We start from the raw sequence: 18516 nt of genomic DNA, 5'->3' as shown, positions 1-18516 counted from the left end.
CGTCCCATGCCGACGCACCGGACCCGCCGCGGCGCGGCCGTGGCGACCACCGTGCTCGCCGCGCTCGTAACCCTCGCGCCGTCCCCCACGCCCGCCCACGCCGTCGGCGGTCCCGGGGGGCCCGCCGACACCGCGCCGCCCGTGAAGATCGACGGCGCTGATCCGGACCTCAAGATGCGCGCCGGGGCGAAGCTCGCGCCGGGGCGGGTCCTCGACATCAAATCCGTGGTCGAGACGGACGACGGCGACGAGCGCCGCGAGGTCACCAACGTCAACGTGACCTTCGCCCTCCAGGCCGAAGTGCTCTTCGACAAGGACAGCGCCACGCTCAACAGCGCGGCCAACGCCCGGATCCGGACCATCGCCGACGAGGTCACCAAACACCGCGCGGCCACCGTGCGCGTGTTCGGCTTCACCGACAGCCTCGGCTCCACGGGCCACGGCATGGTGCTCTCCAAGCAGCGGGCCGACGCCGTGCAGCGCCAACTCGCCCAGAACGTCGGTTCGTCGGCGGGGTCGTCGCGCATCAGCTACCAGATCCGCGGCTACGGCGAGCAGTATCCGATCGCCGACAACTCCACCGAGGAGGGCCGCAGGAAGAACCGCCGTGTGGAGGTCAGCTTCCCGCGTCGGTCATAGGGCGGCAGCCCCGACGAACGGCGCGGCCCATCCGTGCCGCGGGCGCGGTGAAGCGCGAGCTTCCGATCAAGAGGCGCGCGCCGCGCCCCCGCGCCCCCACTCCCGCCCGCCGAGCGGTTGGGGCCGGTGTGCGGGGGTGTTCGGCGGGGCAGGATGGGGCAGCCCGAAGGTTGGGGGAGAGCTGAGGGAGGCGGGAAATGAGGGGCCGACGGAAAGCCAGGGGCGGGCTCGTCGGGGTTGCTGCGGTGGGGGCGTTGATGACGGCCGGTCCTGCGGGGGCGGTCGGGAATGCCGAGGACGGGGGTGCGTACCGGATGGCGCCCGGTGCGAGCCCCGTCAAAGGCGCGACGACTGCGGGCGACGCGCCCCCGCTCGCCGAAGGGATGTACACGGACAGCATCAAGCCGGGGGCGACGAAGTACTACAGCATCGAGTTGGACGACGCGTCGAGCGCGTACGTCTCGGCGATCGCCGTGCCCCGGGAGGGCAGTGTGCCGGGGGCCCAGGACGGCATCGGCGTGTCGATGCTGACCGAGGACGGCAGGCGGTGCGGCCTCGGACGCCGGCGCACCTTCGCGGCGCAGGGCGGTGCGTATCCGACGGGGGACTACGCGGAGCGGGTGGTCGAGCCGCGTGGCGTGTGCCGGAGTGCCGGGCGCTACGTCGTCACCGTGACGCGCGGGGAGGCCACCGGCGGCGGGAGCGCGGCGGCGCTGCCGATCGAGCTGGCGTACATGTCCGAACCCGCCGTGCGGAAGGGCACCGAAGGCTCCCCGGCGGCCGACGGCAAGGGAATGCCGGGGGCCGCCCGGGAGCCCGCGGCGTCCCCGCCCGTGACCTCGGGCGGAGCGGAACAGAACGCCGAGGGCGGCACGGGCTTCAACGACGCCGCCGATGTGCGGGCCGGCTCGGTGAAGGGATCGGTCGAGCCCGGCGGCACGCGGTTCTACCGCGTGCCGGTCGGATGGGGGCAACGGCTGCGGGTCACGGCGGAATTCGGGGCCGTTCCCGCGGGGGCCGCGTTCCACGCGGCGAACGGCGTGCGGCTGGCGTTGAGCAACACCGCGCGCGGCCTGGTCACCAACCGGAACGGCGGCTATCAGGGCAAGCCGAAGGCCCTCTCCCTGGAGACGGCCCCGGTCGCTTACGCCAACCGTCTCGGTGCGGGCCTGGACGCGGCCACCAGGGCGATGCGCTTCGCCGGCGCCTACTACATCCAGGTCAGCGTCAATCCGGCCGTGGCCGGGAAGGTCTCCGGAAGCGTGCCGTTCACCTTGCGCATCGGCGTGGAGGGCGAGCCCGACAAGGGCCCGGAGTACGCGAAGGACCCGGGGGAGTTCGGGGGCGGGATGCTCCCTCTCGCGGGTGACGGAATGGGGCCCGGCGGCGCGCGGGACGGCGGCTCCGGCCGGAGCGACCGGCTGCGGCTGGTCGGATACGCCGGTGTCGGTACGGGATCCGTGCTGCTGCTCGGGCTCGGCGGGTGGACGCTGGCCGCGCGTCGCTGGAAGAGCTGACGGAGGAGCCGGCGGAGGAGCTGACGGAAGGGCGGTCGGAGGAGCGATCGGCCGCCGGATCCGCGCGCCGCGTCAGGGCGAGATCTCCACGCGGACGCCCGGACGGAGCCCCCAGCGGGCCATGGCCCCCGCCGTCGCTTCCAGCACATGACGGGCCCGGATCCGTGGCAGACCGAGACGGCCGGGCGGCATGGTCCGTACCGCCAGGACGGTCATGTGCCGGTCCAGGTAGGCGACGTCGATGGCGAAACGCATCCGGAAGGTGTGAACGCTGCCGGCGGGCGTGAGCAACAGAGCGCCCTCGATGCCGTCCCGGCCGAGCAGCCCCCGGGTGCGGGCCCGGTAGGAGGAGGCGATTTCCAGCGGGACGGGCGCATGCCGCGGGCCGCTGTCCGATGCGGCCCCGCCCGGCAACGGATCTGGCAGTACGCGGAGTTGGGCGCCGCCGTCCTGCCGTTGAGCCATGCCCTGCTCCCTTCGGCCGGTCGCCCGTGCCGGTGCGCGGCGCGTCCTCGGCCACTTTATCCACAGGCTTCAGCGGGGATCCCGAAGCGTGCGTAGCCTCGGAGCATGTACTCGCTGCTGATCGTCGCCGCCGCCGTGTTCGGCTTCGTGGCGGGGCTGTTGGTGCCGCGCGCCCGGTATCGGCTGTCCGTCGAGCCCGAGGAGGAATGGCGGTCGGCGGGCCCGTGCGGGCATGCCGTCGGCGGGTGGATCGGGCGGGCGCGCTGCGCGGTGTGCGAAGGGGGATACGGGGTGGGCGCGCTGCCTTCGGCGGCGTCGACGGCCCTGGTGTGCGCGAGTCTCGCGGCCGTGGTGGGGATGCGTCCCGAGCTGGTGGTGTGGCTGGCGGCGGCGCCGATGGCGGTGCTGTTGGCGGGGGTTGACGTATCGGTGCGCCGACTGCCGGATGTATTGACCTTGCCGTTGGCGGCGGGGGTGGCGGTGCTGCTCGGGGTGGCGGCGCTGATCCCCGGGGCGGCGGGGTCGTGGTGGGGGTCGTTGTGGGGCGGACTGGCGATGGGGGGTGGTTATTTCGGGCTGTTCCTCGTCCACCCGGGCGGGATGGGCTTCGGTGACGCGAAGTTGGCCGTCGGGCTGGGGTGCGTGCTGGGGTGGTACGGCTGGACGGTGCTGCTTCTCGGGGCGTTCGCGGGGCTGCTGCTGGGGTCGCTGTACGGGGTGGCTCTGCTGGTGATGCGGCGGGCGCGGCGCGGAGAGGCGCTGGCCTTCGGGCCGTTCATGATCGTGGGGGCGTGGCTGGGGGTACTGATAGGCGGGGCGACGAGCGGGTGAGCCCGGGATGAGCTTCCGTGCGAGCCCCTCCGGTCCGCGGAGTCGGCCCGCAAGCGTTTATGTACCGAGCGATCCAAAACATGCTACGGTCACACCATGGCCCGACCGAGGAAGTTCGACGAGGAGCGGGCGGTCGACGCCGCGCTGGAGGCGTTCTGGACCGCCGGGTACGAGGCGACCTCGACCCAGGATCTGTGTGACGCCACCGGTCTCGGCCGGAGCAGCATCTACAACACGTTCAAGAGCAAGCGTGATCTCTTTCAGCGTGCCCTTCTCCTCTATATGGAGCGCAAGACCGGCGAATTGATCGAGTTGCTGGAGAGCGATCTGCCCGTCCGGGAGAAGCTCCGGATCGCGCTCGTCCGCATCATCGACGAGGAGTCGGCGTACGTCGACGACGGCCGCGGCTGTCTGGTCGTCAACACCGCCGTCGAGTTGGCCGCGCGCGACCGTGAGGTGGCGCACGACCTGGAGCGGGACTACGGGCGCCGGCTCGAAGCGCTCGCCGCCGCCATCGAGGCCGGGCAGCGGGACGGCGACATCGACCGCGCCAAGGACGCCCGTACGCTCGCGCACTTCCTGATCGCGTCCGTCGGTGGCATGCGGGTCTCCGCCCGCGCCGGTGCGGGGCGGGCCGCGCTCGAAGGGGTCGTGCGCACCACGCTCGACGCGCTCTGAGTCCCGGACGGCCCGTCGCACGGGGGCGTCGCCCGGGCTTCCGCATGGGCTCGTTTTGAACTGATCAATACAAAACAACCGACGTCAACGAGAACTCACAGGGGGACCTGCTGTGCCCGTCGCCGTATACATCCTGAGTCTGGGGATATTCGCCCAAGGCACCTCGGAATTCATGCTTTCCGGCCTGCTGCCCACCATGGCCGAGGATCTGGGCGTGTCCATCCCGGACGCCGGGCTGTTGATCTCGGCCTTCGCCGTCGGCATGCTCGTCGGCGCGCCCCTGCTGGCCGTGGCCACCTTGCGCATGCCGCGCCGCACCGCTCTCGTGGCCTTCCAGGCCGTCTTCATCGCCGGGCACGTGGTCGGGGCGCTGTCGCCCTCGTACGAGCTGCTGTTCGCGACCCGCATCGTCACCGCCGTCGCGTACGCCGGGTTCTGGGCGGTGGCGGCCGTCACGGCCGTGAGCATGGTGCCCGTGGAGAGCCGGGCCAAGGCGATGTCCGTGGTCGCCACGGGGCTGAGTCTTGCCACCGTGCTCGGTGTGCCGGCCGGCACCGTACTGGGGCAGCACGCCGGCTGGCGGGCGGCGTTCTGGGCGGTCGCCGTGCTCACCGCGGCGAGCCTGGTGAGCGTGGTGCTGTTCCTGCCGGGCCGCCTGGGCGCGGACGGCCCGGCGCGCACCGTCCGGCAGGAGCTGGTGGCGTTCGTCCGGCCGCGGCTGTGGCTCTCGTACGGCATCACCGCGCTCAGCGTCGGCGGGGTCATCGTTTCCTTCAGCTACCTCGCCCCGCTCCTGACCGAGGTGAGCGGCGTGCCGGAGAGCTGGGTCCCCGCCGTGCTGTCGCTGTACGGGGTGGGCGCGCTCGTGGGGCTGACGATCGGCGGCCGTACCGCCGACGCCCGGCCGTTCCCGACGCTCTTCGTCGGCCTCGGCGGTGTCGTGGCCTTCTCCCTGGCGCTGTGGTGGGCCGCGGGCAACACGGTGCTCGCCGTCGTGCTGGTCTTCTTCCTGGGCCTCGTGGGCTTCGTGACCAATCCGGCCGTGCAGGCCCGCGTCTTCGCGATAGGCGGTGACGCCCCCACCCTGGTCGGAGCGGTGAACACCTCGGCGTTCAACGTCGGCATCACGGTGGCACCGATGCTGGGCGGCCTGGCCATCGACGCGGGGCTCGGCTACCGCTCCGTCGCCTGGGTCGGCGCGGCGATCGGCGTGGCCGGTCTGCTGGCGACCGCCCTGGCCGCCGCGCTGGAGCGGCGCGACGGCGACGCCCGGCCCGGACCGGGACAGGGGCCGCGCGAGGAGGAGACCCCGGAGCCCCGACCGCAGCCGATTCCGGAGGACGTCGCCCGTGTGGCGTCAATGACGTCAAACCGGTGACGAATTTGTAGGACGTTCGGGGAAGGTGCGGCGGGCGCCATTCCGGCTGGAACACACGGGGCGTTCTACGCTGTATGCCCAGTGCTGGCGGGCCCAGGGGGATTTCCCGCGGTCACGCCCATCGAAGTGTTCAAGATCAATAAGGCGGTCGCCCGTCAGCACGCCACGGATTGTCACCCCCGAGGATGCGCGAAGCATGCCCTCCGACCGGTTATGGTGGAAACCCCCCCTCGGGCCGGTCCGTATCCCCCCCACGGACCGGCCCGTTTTCTTTCCCGGCCCTTACTCTCCGTGTGCATTCATGTGCCACGCACCGGATGGCCGAGAAGTCGATCAACGCTTGACCGGAAGTTGATCTAGGAGCGGCGGGCCCAGATATTGACGCCCTCGGTGCTCACCGCGAGGGCGTCGATCTCCGCCAGCTCCCCTTCGGTCAGCTTCGCCGAGCCGAGCGCCGCCACATTCGCCTCCAGCTGGCTCACGCTGGACGCCCCGATCAGGGCCGAGGTCATCCGCTCGTCGCGCAGCACCCACGTCAGGGCGAGCTGGGCGAGGGACTGGCCGCGGCGCTGCGCGATCTCGTTCAGCCCGCGCAGCCGGCGCACGACGTCGTCGGTGAGCAGCCCCGGGTCCAGCGACTTCCCCTGCGCCGCGCGCGAGCCCTCCGGGATGCCCTTCAGGTACTTGTCGGTCAGCAGCCCCTGTGCGAGCGGCGCGAAGGAGATGCAGCCCATGCCCTCCGCCTCCAGGGTGTCGAGCAGCTCGTCGTCCTCCGTCCACCGGTTGATCATGGAGTAGGACGGCTGGTGGATGAGCGCCGGGACGCCCATCTCGCGCAGCAGCCGAGCGGCTTCGCGGGTCTGCTCCGCGTTGTACGAGGAGACGCCCGCGTACAGCGCCTTGCCCTGGCGGACGGCGGACGCGAGCGCGCCCATCGTCTCCTCCAGCGGGGTTTCCGGGTCGAACCGGTGCGAATAGAAGATGTCGACGTAGTCCACACCCATTCGGCCCAGGGACGCGTCGAGCGAGGACAGCAGGTACTTCCGCGAGCCCCACTCGCCGTACGGGCCGGGGTGCATGAGGTAGCCGGCCTTGGTGGAGAGGACCAGCTCGTCCCGGTACGGGCGGAAGTCCTGCGCGAACAGCTTGCCGAAGTTCAGCTCGGCGGACCCCGGCGGCGGGCCGTAGTTGTTGGCCAGGTCGAAGTGCGTGACACCCAGATCGAAGGCGCGGCGCAGGATGGCGCGCTGCGACTCCAGGGTGCGGTCGTCACCGAAGTTGTGCCACAGTCCGAGGGAAATGGCGGGAAGCTTGAGGCCGCTGCGACCCGTACGCCGATACTCCATGGAGTCGTATCGGTTTTCGGCCGCGCGGAAATGCGTGGAATCGGTCATGTCCACCTGACTATCACGCGCTTGTGACAGACCGAGTTGGGTCCCCGTGACACGCGGGCAGTAGGGTGGCGCCTTCGGGGCGACCGCCATGACATGGAGGGGCTGGGAAGACGTGAAGTTGCGCGACCTGGTGTACAGGCTCTACGCACGCCGGGTGGAAGGCCGCCTCGACCATGCGCAGGTGCCCAAACACATCGGTGTCATCCTCGATGGCAACCGCCGCTGGGCGCGCGCGGACGGCCGTACGACGGAACAGGGTCATCAGGCGGGTGCCGACAAGATCCAGGAGCTGCTCGGCTGGTGCGCCGAGACCGACGTCGAGGTCGTGACGCTCTGGATGCTGTCCACCGACAACCTGGACCGGCCCGCCGAGGAGCTCAACCCGCTGCTGGGCATCATCGAGAACACCGTGCGCGGCCTGGCCGAGGACGGGCGCTGGCGCGTCCACCACGTGGGCACGCTCGATCTGCTCCCGGCCCGCACCCAGCGGGTGCTGAAGGAAGCCGAGCAGGCGACCGACGACATCGCCGGGATATTGGTCAACGTCGCCGTCGGCTACGGCGGCCGGCAGGAGATCGCGGACGCGGTGCGCTCCCTGGTGCTGGAGGCCGCGGAGAACGGCAGCTCCTTCGAGGAGCTGGCCGAGACCGTCGACGTCGAGCACATCTCCAAGCACCTCTACACCCGCGGCCAGCCCGACCCGGACCTCGTGATCCGAACGAGCGGTGAACAGCGGCTGTCCGGCTTCATGCTCTGGCAGAGCGCGCACTCGGAGTACTACTTCTGCGAGGTCTTCTGGCCCGCCTTCCGGAAGGTCGACTTCCTGCGGGCCCTGCGCGACTACGCGGCCCGCCACCGGAGGTACGGGTTCTGACCCCTCGAAGGGGTCGGTGGGGAACGACGGCGCGCGGTCGCACCGCGCGCCGCCCGGGGTACGGCGGCTGACGGATCGATCGTTCACTTGGTCGTCGCATATGCCGTTGCATGGGCAAGCGCTCGGAAGGGAATATCCCCTCCAGGCCGACGGTCTGTCCTAAGACCGTCGCTCTGCCAGCGGGCGGCATGGGGCCGCCCGCCCGGGAGGCCCTTTGCACACGGACGACGACCGTGCGGATCGAGCGGACCCACGCGGTCGCGCGGTCGACGCGGAGGGCCGGTGTCCGGCCCTCGAAGGGCGAGCACCCGGCCCCATACCCCGCGACGCCGTCGCGCCCCGACCTCTTACCGAGGGGGTTCGTCCACCCGTGGTGACCAGCAAGAATCGCCGTGAGAACGACCGGCGCACGTATGTCCTCGACACCAGCGTCCTGCTGGCCGACCCAGGAGCCATGGCCCGCTTCGAGGAGCACGAGGTCGTGCTGCCCGTCGTGGTGGTCACGGAGTTGGAGGCCAAGAGGCACCACCCGGAGCTCGGCTACTTCGCCCGGAAGGCACTGCGCCTGCTGGACGAATACCGGGTGCAATTCGGCCGTCTCGATTCACCGATTCCGATCGGCGAGCTGGGCGGAACGTTGCGGGTCGAGCTCAATCATTCCGATCCGGGCATACTGCCCGCCGGCTTCCGCCTCGGTGACAACGACTCGCGGATCCTCGCGGTCGCCCGCAACCTCCAGGCCGAGGGGTACGACGTCACCGTCGTCTCCAAGGACCTGCCGCTGCGGATCAAGGCGTCGGCGGTCGGGCTGCTCGCGGAGGAATACCGCGCCGAGCTCGCCATCACCGACTCGGGTTGGACGGGGATGGCGGAGCTGGCCATCACCGCCGAGCAGGTCGACGAACTCTTCGCCGACGAGCGGGCATACGTGCCCGAAGCGGCCGAACTGCCCGTGCACACCGGCCTGGTGCTCCAGTCCGAGCGCGGCAAGGCGCTGGGGAGGGTCTGCGCCGACGGTTCGGTGCGGCTCGTGCGGGGCGACCGGGAGGCCTTCGGGATCCACGGCCGCAGCGCCGAGCAGCGGGTCGCGCTCGATCTGCTGCTGGACCCCGACATCGGGATCGTCTCGATGGGCGGCCGGGCGGGTACGGGCAAGTCGGCGCTGGCGCTGTGCGCCGGGCTGGAGGCGGTGCTGGAGCGCCGCCAGCACCGGAAGGTGATGGTCTTCCGGCCGCTGTACGCGGTGGGCGGGCAGGAGTTGGGGTATCTGCCGGGCAGCGAAGCGGAGAAGATGAGCCCGTGGGCCCAGGCCGTCTTCGACACGCTCTCGGCGGTGACGAGCGCCGAGGTGATCGAGGAGGTCGTGGGGCGCGGCATGCTGGAGGTGCTGCCGCTCACGCACATCCGCGGCCGGTCGCTGCACGACGCCTTCGTGATCGTCGACGAGGCGCAGTCGCTCGAGCGGAACGTGCTCCTGACCGTTCTGTCCCGGATCGGCGCCAATTCGCGGGTGGTCCTCACTCATGACGTGGCCCAGCGGGACAATCTGCGCGTCGGGCGGTACGACGGTGTGGCCGCCGTGGTCGAGAAGCTGAAGGGGCATCCCCTCTTCTCGCACGTCACCCTCACGCGTTCGGAGCGGTCGCCCATCGCGGCCCTGGTGACCGAAATGCTGGAGGACGGCCGTATCTGAAGCGCGCGCCGACAGTTGTACGGATGGGACGTGCGGCAGGATCTCCGCGCATCTCGACCCAACCCCGTACAACCCGGTGTGTGTTCCGCCCAGGGCAGTGCGCGGCAAAGCGACAGAGCTTAGCCGCGCGCTGTTGTGCGGCGCCAAGGTTTCCGTAAAACCCCTCGAGTAAACGGCGTGTGAGCTTTCCCACGCAACGAAGAATTGCTTCGGGGCATCCTCGTCGGGCAAAGTCTGGGGCCTGTCAGGCCCCGCATACGGCACACCTGCATCCTCAGGGATGTGGCACCACAGAACTCAACAGCGTTGCCGTATGCCACCCGAGCACCATGCGGGCCTCCTTCGCGGGAGGGCTGCCCACCGGGTCAGTGCCTTCCGTGACCAACCGGTCCCTCGGTTCCCGAGGCCGGTCCGAGTGGAGGCCAGCGCCAGGGGCACGATTGCGCCCGCGAGGTCACCTATGCGGGCGATGCTGGAAGGAAACCGTGTGAGCCGGATTTCGGTCCGGGGATTCGCCGTGGCATCCGCCACCGCGGTCACCACCGTCGGCGCCGTCGTTGGCGTCGCCTCGGGCAACGAGCAGGGCGCGACCGGTCAGGTCGAGGCCACTGCCGCCGATGCGACGATCCTCGCGGAGATCCCCGCCGGACAGAAGCTCCAGGCCCAGACCGCATCCCTCACGGAGCAGGCGGACACGCAGTCCGCCGCTGCCGAGACGGCGGCGAAGAAGGAAGCCGAGGAGGCCGCGCGCAAGCAGGCCGCCGAGGACGCCTCCGCCAAGAAGGAAGCCGCCGAGGAGGCGGAGAAGAAAGAGGCCGAGGAGAAGGCCGAGAAGGAGCGCGAGAAGAAGGAAGAGGTCAGCAGCCGTTCGGCCACGCGTGACGCTTCCAGCTTCGAGGCCAAGGGCTCCTACAGCACCGCCGAGGTCCAGGCGATGGCCCGGCAGATGGTCCCCGGCGACCAGTTCCAGTGCTTCAGCAACATCGTGAACAACGAGAGCACCTGGGACTACACCGCGGAGAACCCCTCCTCCGGCGCGTACGGACTCGTGCAGTCGCTCCCCGGCTCCAAGATGGCCTCCGCCGGCGCCGACTGGCGGACCAACCCGGCCACCCAGATCAAGTGGGGCCTCGGCTACATGAACGAGCGCTACGGCAGCCCCTGCGGCGCCTGGTCGTTCTGGCAAGCCAACCAGTGGTACTAGGCCGCACCTTCACCTTCACCGAGCCCTCGACCTCAACCGGTCGGGGGCTTTGTGTGTCTTGTCTGACGACAGGCCGCGCGTTCGACGGAGCCGGGCACAGGTAACGTCGTCACGATGACCACGGGGGAGTGGGGTAGAGGAAGAGAAATGTCCAGATTGCCACAATGGGTCGGCGGCTTGGGGGCGGGCCTGACGCGGTTCGCCCAGCGGCTCGACGAACGCAAAGCGCAGACGTCGGGGACCGCGGCTGCGTCGGGGGAGGCGCGTGTGCCGACTCCGGCGGGTGCGGGCGATTCCTCCGATGCGCACGGTTCATCCGGTTCGGCCGTCTCGTCCGGCAGGGCCGAACCCGCGACCGGGCAGGCCCCCGTCGGCGTGGCCGTCTCCGAGCACGAGCATGTGCCGCCGCCGCCCGGCTACGCCCCTTCGGTCGCTCCCCGCCCGGACCCCGTGGCCGCCGTCCCCTGGGGCGTGCGGGTCGCGGCCGAGGTGGCCTGGCGGCTGCTGATACTCGCGGCCTCGCTGTGGGTGCTGATGCGGATGATCAGCGCCGTGCAGCTGGTGGTGCTGGCCTTCGTCGCCGCCCTGCTCATCACGGCGCTGCTCCAGCCCACCGTCGCCCTGCTCAGACGGCACGGTGTGCCCCGGGGCCTCGCCACGGCCATGACCTTCATCTCCGGCTTCGTCGTCATGGGGCTGGTCTGCTGGTTCGTGGTGTGGCAGGTGACGGAGAACCTCGACGACCTGACCGAGAACGTGCAGCACGGCATCACCGAGCTGAAGCACTGGCTGCTGAACAGCCCGTTCCATGTCACCGAGGACCAGATCAACAACATCGCCGACAACCTCAGCAAGGCGATCGGCACCAACACCAAGGACATCACCTCGGCCGGCATCGAGGGCGTCACGGTCATCCTCGAGGTGCTGACCGGCATCCTGCTGGCGATGTTCTCGACGCTCTTCCTGCTCTACGACGGCCCCAAGATCTGGGGCTGGCTGCTGAAGCTGTTCCCGGCGGCGGCCCGCGACGGCGTCGCGGGCGCGGGCCCGCGCGCGTGGGCGACGCTCACCGCCTATGTGCGCGGCACGGTGATAGTGGCCCTGATCGACGCGATCTTCATCGGCATCGGGCTGTTCTTCCTCGACGTGCCGATGGCGGTGCCGCTGGCCGTCTTCATCTTCCTCTTCGCCTTCATCCCGCTCGTCGGCGCCGTCGTCTCCGGCGCGCTCGCGGTCGTCGTGGCGCTGGTGACGCGCGACATGTTCACGGCGACGATGGTGCTCGCGGTCGTGCTCGCCGTGCAGCAGATCGAGGGCCACGTCCTGCAGCCCTTCATCCTCGGCCGCGCCGTGCGCGTCCACCCGCTCGCGGTGGTCCTCTCGGTGGCCGCCGGCTCGCTGATCGCGGGCATCGGCGGAGCGGTGGTCGCCGTCCCGCTGGTCGCGGTCACCAATGCCGTCGTGGGATACCTCCGGGCGTACGCGCGGGAGAACGCGCTGCGGACCGCCGCCGGGGAGTCCTCGCCCGAGGTTCCCGGGCAGGCCGTCCCGGCCGGGAGCGCGGGGCCGCCCGGGGAGGGCCGGGGCTGAGACCCGGACTGCCGCACACGACGAGAGCGCCCGCCGACCAGAAGGTCGGCGGGCGCTCTCGTCGTGCGGTGAGGCGGGCGGCCTCAGCCGTTCAGCACGGCCTCGGAGTCGAGGGTCGCACCGACGGCCTGGAGGACGGCGGCGATCTTGAAGGCTTCCTGGATCGTCTCGCGGTCCACGCCGGCCTTGCGGAGCACCTGCTCGTGCGAGTCGAGGCACATGCCGCAGCCGTTGATGGCCGAGACGGCCAGGGACCACAGCTCGAAGTCGACCTTCTCCACGCCCGGGTTGCCGATGACGTTCATCCGCAGGCCCGCGCGCAGGTTGCCGTACTCCGGGTCCGACAGCAGGTGCCGGGTCCGGTAGTAGACGTTGTTCATCGCCATGATGGCGGCGGCGGACTTGGCGGCGGTGTACGCCTCCGGGGAGAGGTTGGCCTTGGCCTCCGGCTCCAGCTCCTTGAGCACGCGCGGCGAACGCGAGGCGATCGCGCAGGCGAGCACGGTGCCCCACAGCTGCTGCTGCGGGAGGTCGGAGTTGCCGATGACCGAGCCGAGGTTCAGCTTCAGGTCCTTGGCGAAGTCCGGTATCGCGGACTTCAGCTCGTCGAGGGCCATGTCAGATCACTCGCCCGCGAGCAGCGCGACCGGGTCAAGGGTGGTCTCGCCCTTGGACCAGTTGCAGGGGCACAGCTCGTCCGTCTGCAGCGCGTCGAGGACCCGGAGGACCTCCTTGGGGTTACGGCCGACGGAACCGGCGGTCACCATGGTGAACTGGATCTCGTTGTTCGGGTCCACGATGAAGACGGCGCGCTGGGCGTAGCCGTCCTCGCCCTCGACGCCGCAGTCGCGCATGAGCTCGTGCTTGGCGTCGGCCAGCATCGGGAAGGGCAGGTCACGCAGGTCGGCGTGGTCCTTGCGCCAGGCGTGGTGGACGAACTCGGAGTCGCCGGAGACGCCGAGGATCTGGGCGTCGCGGTCCGCGAACTCGTCGTTCAGCTTGCCGAACGCGGCGATCTCGGTCGGGCAGACGAAGGTGAAGTCCTTCGGCCAGAAGAAGACGACCTTCCACTTGCCCTCGTAGGTCTTGTGGTCGATCTGCGCGAAGGCCTTGTCCGCGTCGAGGTCCACACAGGCGGTCAGGTCGAACTCGGGGAACTTGTCACCGACAGTGAGCACGCGCTCTCCTTGCAACGGGAAATCCCACTCAGGGGTTTCCTGCGGGGTTGGACGGCCTCCACAGTGCCACAGGAGGCATTGATAGCGGAAATAGCTAGACTGAGTGGTGTTGATCGGAGGTGGCTATCAGTGAAGCCCATATCCCAGCCGTCCGGTGGCGGCCGAGGCCCGTCGCGCGGCCCCGGCGGCGGACCCGCGAGGGGGCCGCAGGCGCGGCCCCGGCAGCCCAGCCTCGCCCAGCTGCGGGCCTTCGCCGCCGTCGCGGAGCAGCTCCACTTCCGTGACGCGGCGACCGCCATCGGCATGAGCCAGCCCGCCCTCTCGGGCGCCGTCTCGGCGCTGGAGGAGACGCTCGGAGTACAGCTCCTCGAGCGTACGACGAGAAAGGTGCTGCTCAGTCCAGCGGGGGAGCGGCTCGCCGCACGCGCCCGGACGGTCCTCGACGCGGTCGGCGCCTTCATGGAGGAGGCCGACGCGGCCCGCGCGCCCTTCACCGGGGTGCTCCGGCTCGGCGTCATCCCGACCGTGGCGCCCTATCTGCTCCCCACCGTCCTGCGCCTGGTCCACGAGTCCTATCCCGACCTCGATCTCCAGGTCCACGAGGAGCAGACCTCCTCGCTGCTGGACGGGCTCACCCAGGGGCGGCTGGACCTGCTGCTCCTCGCCGTGCCGCTCGGCGCGCCCGGCGTCACCGAGATTCCGCTCTTCGACGAGGACTTCGTGCTCGTCACACCGAGTGACCACTGGCTGGCCGGGCGCGGCGACATCCCGCGGGCCGCGCTGCGCGAGCTGGAGCTGCTGCTGCTGGACGAGGGGCACTGTCTGCGCGACCAGGCCCTCGACGTCTGCCGCGAGGCGGGCCGCACGGAGGGGGCCCCGGTCACGACCAGCGCCGCGGGCCTGTCCACCCTGGTGCAGCTGGTGGGCGGCGGCCTGGGGGTCACCCTGCTGCCGCGTACCGCCCTGCGCGTCGAGACCGGGCGCAACGACCAGCTCTCCACCGGGTACTTCGCCGACCCCGCGCCCTCCCGGCGGATCGCCCTGGCCATGCGCGCCGGGGCGGCGCGGCAGGGCGAGTTCGAGGAGTTCGCGGTCGCCCTGCGGACGGCGCTGCGAAGCCTGCCGGTGCGGATCGCCGGCTGACGGCCGGGCGGTGTGCACCTCCGCTGCGCGGTGGTGTCCTCAATCGCCGGACGGGCTGCTGTGCTGTGTCCTCAATCGCCGGACGGGCTGGGCGGCTGAGCGGATCGAGGACGCGGCGCAGGGCGCTCGCCGCCGCGGGCGGCCCCTACCGCTCGTCGGTGTCCTCCGGCGGTCGGTCGGACTTCGGGGGGCGGCCCCGGCGGGGCATCGCGCCGGTGTCCCGCGGCAGCCGTCCCGCGTCGCCGAGCGCCTTGCGCAGCAGGAACTCGATCTGCGCGTTGGCGCTGCGCAGTTCCTCGCCCGCCCAGCGCGCCAGTGCGTCGTGGACCAAGGGGTCCAGCCGCAGCAGCACCTGCTTGCGCTGCCGCGGCCGGCCCTTGGGCGGTAGGTCGTCCGTCACTGGTAGAGGGTGCCGGTGTTGAGGACGGGCTGGGCGGCCCGGTCGCCGCACAGCACCACCATCAGATTGCTCACCATGGCCGCCTTCCGCTCCTCGTCCAACTCCACGATGCCCTGCTCGCTGATCCGCTCCAGGGCCTGCTCGACCATGCCGACGGCGCCTTCCACGATCAGCTTGCGGGCGGCGACGACCGCGCCCGCCTGCTGACGCTGGAGCATCGCGGAGGCGATCTCCGGAGCGTAGGCGAGATGCGTGAAGCGCGACTCGATGATGTGGACACCGGCGGTCTCGACGCGGGCGTGCAGCTCCACGGCGAGCATGTCGGTGATCTCCTCGGCGTTCCCGCGGAGCGAGAGGCCGCCCTCCTCGTGGGCGTCATAGGGGTACTCGATGGCGATGTGCCGCACGGCCGCCTCGGTCTGGGTGGCGACGAACTCCTGGAAGTCCTCCACCGCGAACGTCGCCTGGGCGGTGTCCTCGACCCGCCACACGACCACGGCCGCCAGCTCGATCGGGTTGCCGTACGCGTCGTTGACCTTCAGTACGGCCGTCTCGTGGTTGCGCACCCGGATGGAGACCTTCTCGCGGCTGGTGAAGGGGTTGACCCAACGCAGGCCCTCGTTGCGGATCGTGCCCCGGTAGCGGCCGAAGAGCTGGACGACGCGGGTCTCACCGGGGGAGATCGTGTTCAGTCCGCTCATCGCGATGATCGCGCCGAGGCCGACGAGGATGCCGACCGCGACGAACGCGGCACACAGGCCCGGCTTGCCGTCGTTGCCGAAGAAGACCCCGAGGGCCACCCCGCCCGCCCCTATGAGCAGCCCCACCAGGCCGAGGAGCAGGGCCAGCCCGCCGCCGATGTCGTGCGCCGGGCGCTCCCGGACGATCGGCCGCGCCACGACGGGCGCGGCTGCGGGTGGGGCGGTGTCGGTGGTGCCGGTGGTGTCGGACATGGATGGGTCCCCCGCATCTGATGGCGCGCGCAGCCGTGACCGGCTCGACGCGCGGTTAACGCTGTCTAGCAAAGTGATATCACTTTAGCGCCCTGTACGGTTTCCCGCACTACGCCGTACCCGGGTTCCCGCCTTCCGGGGTGCTGTATGTCACGTGTGTCGAAGCCTTGATCGATGGGCGTTTGATGCCAGTTGCGGTGTTAGCTTCGTGAGCTGGGTTGGGGGCGGACAGACTGGAGCTACGGGAGAGATGGGCCGAGCGGAAGCGCGACGGGCGCAGGACAGCACCCGCAATGCAAAGGGCAAGAAGCCCAAGAAGACCGGCATACGCCGGTTCTTCACATGGAAGATGCTGCTTGCCTACTTCGTGGCGGTCATCGGGCTGGGGATGGGCGCCTTCCTGGCGCTCTACTTCTATGTCGACGTGCCCAAGGACGGCAACGGCGCGGCCAAGTTGCAGAGCAACGTCTATAAGGACAGCAACGGCAAGGTGCTGGCGCGCATCGGCGAGGTCAACCGCGAGGAAGTCCCGCTCGCGAAGATCCCCGAGAACGTGCAGCGCGCCGTCGTCGCCGCCGAGAACAAGAACTTCTGGACCGACCCCGGTGTGGATGTGAAGGGCACCGCCCGAGGCATCTTGAACACCGTCATGGGCCGGGGCAAGCAGGGTGGTTCGACCATCACCCAGCAGTACGTGAAGAACTACTACCTCGACCAGCGGCAGACCGTGACCCGCAAGGTCAAGGAACTGATCATCTCGCTCAAGGTGCAGAAGGAGACCTCGAAGGAGAAGATCCTCGAGGGCTACCTGAACACCAGTTACTACGGGCGTGGCGCCTACGGCATCCAGGCCGCCTCCCGTGCGTACTACCAGAAGGACGTCAGCAGCCTCTCCACCGAGGAAGGCGCCTACCTGGCCGCGCTGCTCCAGGCCCCGAGCCAGTACGACTTCGGGCCGGCGGCCACCGAGGCCGGCAAGCAGAACGCCAAGAAGCGCTGGAACTACGTCCTCGACAAGATGGTCGAGATGGACTGGCTGAAGAAGGACGAGCGGCAGGGCATGTCGTTCAAGGACCCGAAGGCCCCGAAGGCGGCCCCGGGTCTCTCCGGCCAGAACGGCTACTTCATCGACGCGGCCAAGCGCGAGGTCATCAAGGCCCTGGAGAAGCAGGGCCGCAAGGAGAGCGACTTCGCCGCCGGCGGCTGGACCGTCACGCTCAGCATCGACCCCAAGAAGCAGGCGGCGCTGGAGAGGGCCGTCAAGGATCAGCTGCTCGACGACCTGGACACCAAGGCCCGCGAGGGGGACAAGAACGTCCAGGTCGGCGCCGTGTCGGTGGACCCGAAGAACGGTCGCATCCAGGCGCTGTACGGCGGTCCGGACTACCTCAAGCACTACACCAACAACGCCACCCGCGAGGACTTCCAGCCGGCGTCGACCTTCAAGCCGATCATTCTCGCCTCCGCGTTGCAGAACAAGTCCAAGACGCAGGACAACGACCCGATCACGCCCAGCACCATCTACGACGGCACCAGCGAGCGGCCGGTCGTGGGCAGTGACGTGCACTTCGCCCCGGAGAACGAGGACGGTTACTCCGAGAAGGCCGTCACCGTGCAGAAGGCGATGAACGACTCGGTCAACTCCGTGTTCGCGCAGATGGCCGTCGACGTCAAGCTCGACAAGGTCAAGCAGACCGCCGTCGACCTGGGCATGAACGGCAAGCAGGCCGGCTTCGTGGAGGCCCCCGCGATGTCGCTGGGCTCCATGGGCGCGAGCCCGCTCGACATGGCCGCGGTCTACGCCACCCTGGACAACCACGGCAAGAAGGTCACCCCGACCATCCTGAAGTCCGCGTCCCAGAACGGTGTGGAGCTCAAGCGCGACGGCGCGATCGGCGACCAGGCCGTCTCCCGCAACACCGCCGACGGCGTCACCCGCGTCCTGCGGGGCGTGGTCAACGACGGCACGGCGACCGTGGTGGCCAGCGCCAACTACCCGGTGGCGGGCAAGACCGGCACCTCCGACGACAACAAGTCGGCCTGGTTCGCGGGCTACACCCCGAGCCTCGTCACCACCGTCGGCCTCTTCGGTGAGGGCCCCGGCGGCAAGCAGGTGACCCTGCAGGGCACCGGCGGTGGCGGTCGCGTCAACGGTGGCAAGTACCCGGCCCAGATCTGGTCCGCCTACACGGCCGCCGCGCTCGGTGGCGAGGGCGACGACGAGTTCGACCTGGACACCGACATCAGCGCCGGATCGGTCCAGGCGCCGGCCACGGCTCCCGCGGCGACGCCCACCAAGGGCGCGACGCCGACCCCGACGCCGACGAAGTCGGGCGGCGCCACCGGCAAGCCCTCGCCGGGTCCGACGAGGTCCGGCGGCACCACGGGCAAGCCGACGCCGAACCCGACGAAGATCACCCCGACTCCGCCGAAGCCGCCGACGGTGCCCCCGACGTCGTCGCCCAGCGGCGGCGGCACCCGCCCCAACGGCGGCCTGGAGACAGACGGCGTCAAGCCCTGATCCGGACCCGCAGCGGCACCGCACCACCGGCCGCCGACCTCTTCACGAGGTCGGCGGC

Annotated in this window: 17 protein-coding genes; 11 read left to right on the top strand and 6 right to left on the bottom strand. The window is 70.3% G+C overall.

What is annotated here, in order from left to right; translation table 11 throughout:
- Nucleotides 1–6 precede the first annotated feature (6 nt).
- Nucleotides 7–639, top strand: coding sequence for an OmpA family protein (locus FHS38_RS10480; protein ID WP_184733121.1), 633 nt, complete (start codon nt 7–9; stop codon nt 637–639).
- A gap of 257 nt (nt 640–896) precedes the next feature.
- Nucleotides 897–2156 (top strand): hypothetical protein, encoded by a 1260-nt coding sequence (locus tag FHS38_RS10475; RefSeq protein WP_184733119.1) that lies wholly within the window; start codon nt 897–899, stop codon nt 2154–2156.
- A gap of 72 nt (nt 2157–2228) precedes the next feature.
- Here FHS38_RS10475 and FHS38_RS10470 read toward each other — a convergent pair whose 3' ends face one another.
- Nucleotides 2229–2621 (bottom strand): DUF192 domain-containing protein, encoded by a 393-nt coding sequence (locus tag FHS38_RS10470; RefSeq protein ID WP_184733118.1) that lies wholly within the window; start codon nt 2619–2621, stop codon nt 2229–2231.
- Between the two features lie 105 nt (nt 2622–2726).
- On the opposite strand from FHS38_RS10470, the gene FHS38_RS10465 reads away from it, so the two are divergent.
- The 3 genes from FHS38_RS10465 (at nt 2727) to FHS38_RS10455 (ending at nt 5508) form a co-directional block, all read left to right on the top strand.
- Nucleotides 2727–3452, top strand: a complete 726-nt coding sequence (locus FHS38_RS10465; protein ID WP_184733116.1) for a prepilin peptidase — start codon at nt 2727–2729, stop codon at nt 3450–3452.
- Between the two features lie 96 nt (nt 3453–3548).
- A complete protein-coding gene (locus tag FHS38_RS10460; protein WP_184733114.1) occupies nt 3549–4130 on the top strand; it encodes a TetR/AcrR family transcriptional regulator in 582 nt (193 codons plus the stop codon).
- A 112-nt stretch (nt 4131–4242) separates the two neighbouring features.
- Nucleotides 4243–5508, top strand: coding sequence for a Cmx/CmrA family chloramphenicol efflux MFS transporter (locus FHS38_RS10455; RefSeq protein ID WP_184733112.1), 1266 nt, complete (start codon nt 4243–4245; stop codon nt 5506–5508).
- Nucleotides 5509–5864: 356 nt separating this feature from the next.
- On the opposite strand, the gene mgrA is transcribed toward FHS38_RS10455, so the two are convergent.
- On the bottom strand, nt 5865–6902 hold the full coding sequence (gene mgrA, locus FHS38_RS10450; protein WP_184733110.1) for an L-glyceraldehyde 3-phosphate reductase: 1038 nt from the start codon (nt 6900–6902) through the stop codon (nt 5865–5867).
- Between the two features lie 112 nt (nt 6903–7014).
- Here mgrA and FHS38_RS10445 point away from each other — a divergent pair, with 112 nt between their 5' ends.
- The 4 genes from FHS38_RS10445 to FHS38_RS10430 all read left to right on the top strand — a co-directional run bounded on the left by FHS38_RS10445 (nt 7015) and on the right by FHS38_RS10430 (nt 12263).
- Nucleotides 7015–7776: an isoprenyl transferase gene (locus tag FHS38_RS10445; RefSeq protein ID WP_229822293.1), complete on the top strand. Its 762-nt coding sequence runs from the start codon at nt 7015–7017 to the stop codon at nt 7774–7776.
- Between the two features lie 370 nt (nt 7777–8146).
- Nucleotides 8147–9469 (top strand): RNA 5'-3' helicase PhoH2, encoded by a 1323-nt coding sequence (phoH2, locus tag FHS38_RS10440; protein WP_184733106.1) that lies wholly within the window; start codon nt 8147–8149, stop codon nt 9467–9469.
- A 487-nt stretch (nt 9470–9956) separates the two neighbouring features.
- Complete coding sequence (locus FHS38_RS10435) at nt 9957–10673, top strand: aggregation-promoting factor C-terminal-like domain-containing protein (protein ID WP_338932024.1); 717 nt, start codon at nt 9957–9959, stop codon at nt 10671–10673.
- A 147-nt stretch (nt 10674–10820) separates the two neighbouring features.
- Nucleotides 10821–12263 (top strand): AI-2E family transporter, encoded by a 1443-nt coding sequence (locus FHS38_RS10430; RefSeq protein WP_184733103.1) that lies wholly within the window; start codon nt 10821–10823, stop codon nt 12261–12263.
- Between the two features lie 83 nt (nt 12264–12346).
- On the opposite strand, the gene FHS38_RS10425 is transcribed toward FHS38_RS10430, so the two are convergent.
- Complete coding sequence (locus tag FHS38_RS10425; protein WP_184733101.1) at nt 12347–12880, bottom strand: alkyl hydroperoxide reductase; 534 nt, start codon at nt 12878–12880, stop codon at nt 12347–12349.
- Nucleotides 12881–12886: 6 nt separating this feature from the next.
- Complete coding sequence (locus FHS38_RS10420; RefSeq protein ID WP_130879659.1) at nt 12887–13441, bottom strand: peroxiredoxin; 555 nt, start codon at nt 13439–13441, stop codon at nt 12887–12889.
- A 240-nt stretch (nt 13442–13681) separates the two neighbouring features.
- Here FHS38_RS10420 and FHS38_RS10415 point away from each other — a divergent pair, with 240 nt between their 5' ends.
- Nucleotides 13682–14584: a LysR substrate-binding domain-containing protein gene (locus FHS38_RS10415; protein ID WP_260420694.1), complete on the top strand. Its 903-nt coding sequence runs from the start codon at nt 13682–13684 to the stop codon at nt 14582–14584.
- A gap of 145 nt (nt 14585–14729) precedes the next feature.
- On the opposite strand, the gene FHS38_RS10410 is transcribed toward FHS38_RS10415, so the two are convergent.
- Together FHS38_RS10410 and FHS38_RS10405 are read right to left on the bottom strand one after the other, a co-directional pair.
- Nucleotides 14730–14984, bottom strand: coding sequence for a type II toxin-antitoxin system antitoxin (locus FHS38_RS10410; RefSeq protein WP_184733099.1), 255 nt, complete (start codon nt 14982–14984; stop codon nt 14730–14732).
- Nucleotides 14981–15937, bottom strand: a complete 957-nt coding sequence (locus FHS38_RS10405) for an SPFH domain-containing protein (protein WP_184733098.1) — start codon at nt 15935–15937, stop codon at nt 14981–14983. Before FHS38_RS10405 ends, FHS38_RS10410 begins: the two co-directional genes overlap by 4 nt.
- A gap of 250 nt (nt 15938–16187) precedes the next feature.
- On the opposite strand from FHS38_RS10405, the gene FHS38_RS10400 reads away from it, so the two are divergent.
- Nucleotides 16188–18458, top strand: coding sequence for a transglycosylase domain-containing protein (locus FHS38_RS10400; protein ID WP_184733095.1), 2271 nt, complete (start codon nt 16188–16190; stop codon nt 18456–18458).
- Nucleotides 18459–18516: the final 58 nt, after the last annotated feature.

It is taken from the genome of Streptomyces netropsis, assembly GCF_014203545.1.
Lineage (GTDB): Bacteria > Actinomycetota > Actinomycetes > Streptomycetales > Streptomycetaceae > Streptomyces > Streptomyces netropsis.
This window is presented reverse-complemented; position numbering and strand designations above follow the sequence as displayed.

Excerpts from the sequence above, each read along its gene's own strand:
- FHS38_RS10480 (WP_184733121.1), top strand. The coding sequence starts at position 7 with ATGCCGACGCACCGGACCCGCCGCGGCGCGGCCGTGGCGACCACCGTG.
- FHS38_RS10475 (WP_184733119.1), top strand. The coding sequence starts at position 897 with ATGACGGCCGGTCCTGCGGGGGCGGTCGGGAATGCCGAGGACGGGGGT.
- FHS38_RS10470 (WP_184733118.1), bottom strand. The coding sequence starts at position 2,621 with ATGGCTCAACGGCAGGACGGCGGCGCCCAACTCCGCGTACTGCCAGAT.
- FHS38_RS10465 (WP_184733116.1), top strand. The coding sequence starts at position 2,727 with ATGTACTCGCTGCTGATCGTCGCCGCCGCCGTGTTCGGCTTCGTGGCG.
- FHS38_RS10460 (WP_184733114.1), top strand. The coding sequence starts at position 3,549 with ATGGCCCGACCGAGGAAGTTCGACGAGGAGCGGGCGGTCGACGCCGCG.
- mgrA (WP_184733110.1), bottom strand. The coding sequence starts at position 6,902 with ATGACCGATTCCACGCATTTCCGCGCGGCCGAAAACCGATACGACTCC.
- FHS38_RS10430 (WP_184733103.1), top strand. The coding sequence starts at position 10,821 with ATGTCCAGATTGCCACAATGGGTCGGCGGCTTGGGGGCGGGCCTGACG.
- FHS38_RS10425 (WP_184733101.1), bottom strand. The coding sequence starts at position 12,880 with ATGGCCCTCGACGAGCTGAAGTCCGCGATACCGGACTTCGCCAAGGAC.
- FHS38_RS10405 (WP_184733098.1), bottom strand. The coding sequence starts at position 15,937 with ATGTCCGACACCACCGGCACCACCGACACCGCCCCACCCGCAGCCGCG.
- FHS38_RS10400 (WP_184733095.1), top strand. The coding sequence starts at position 16,188 with ATGGGCCGAGCGGAAGCGCGACGGGCGCAGGACAGCACCCGCAATGCA.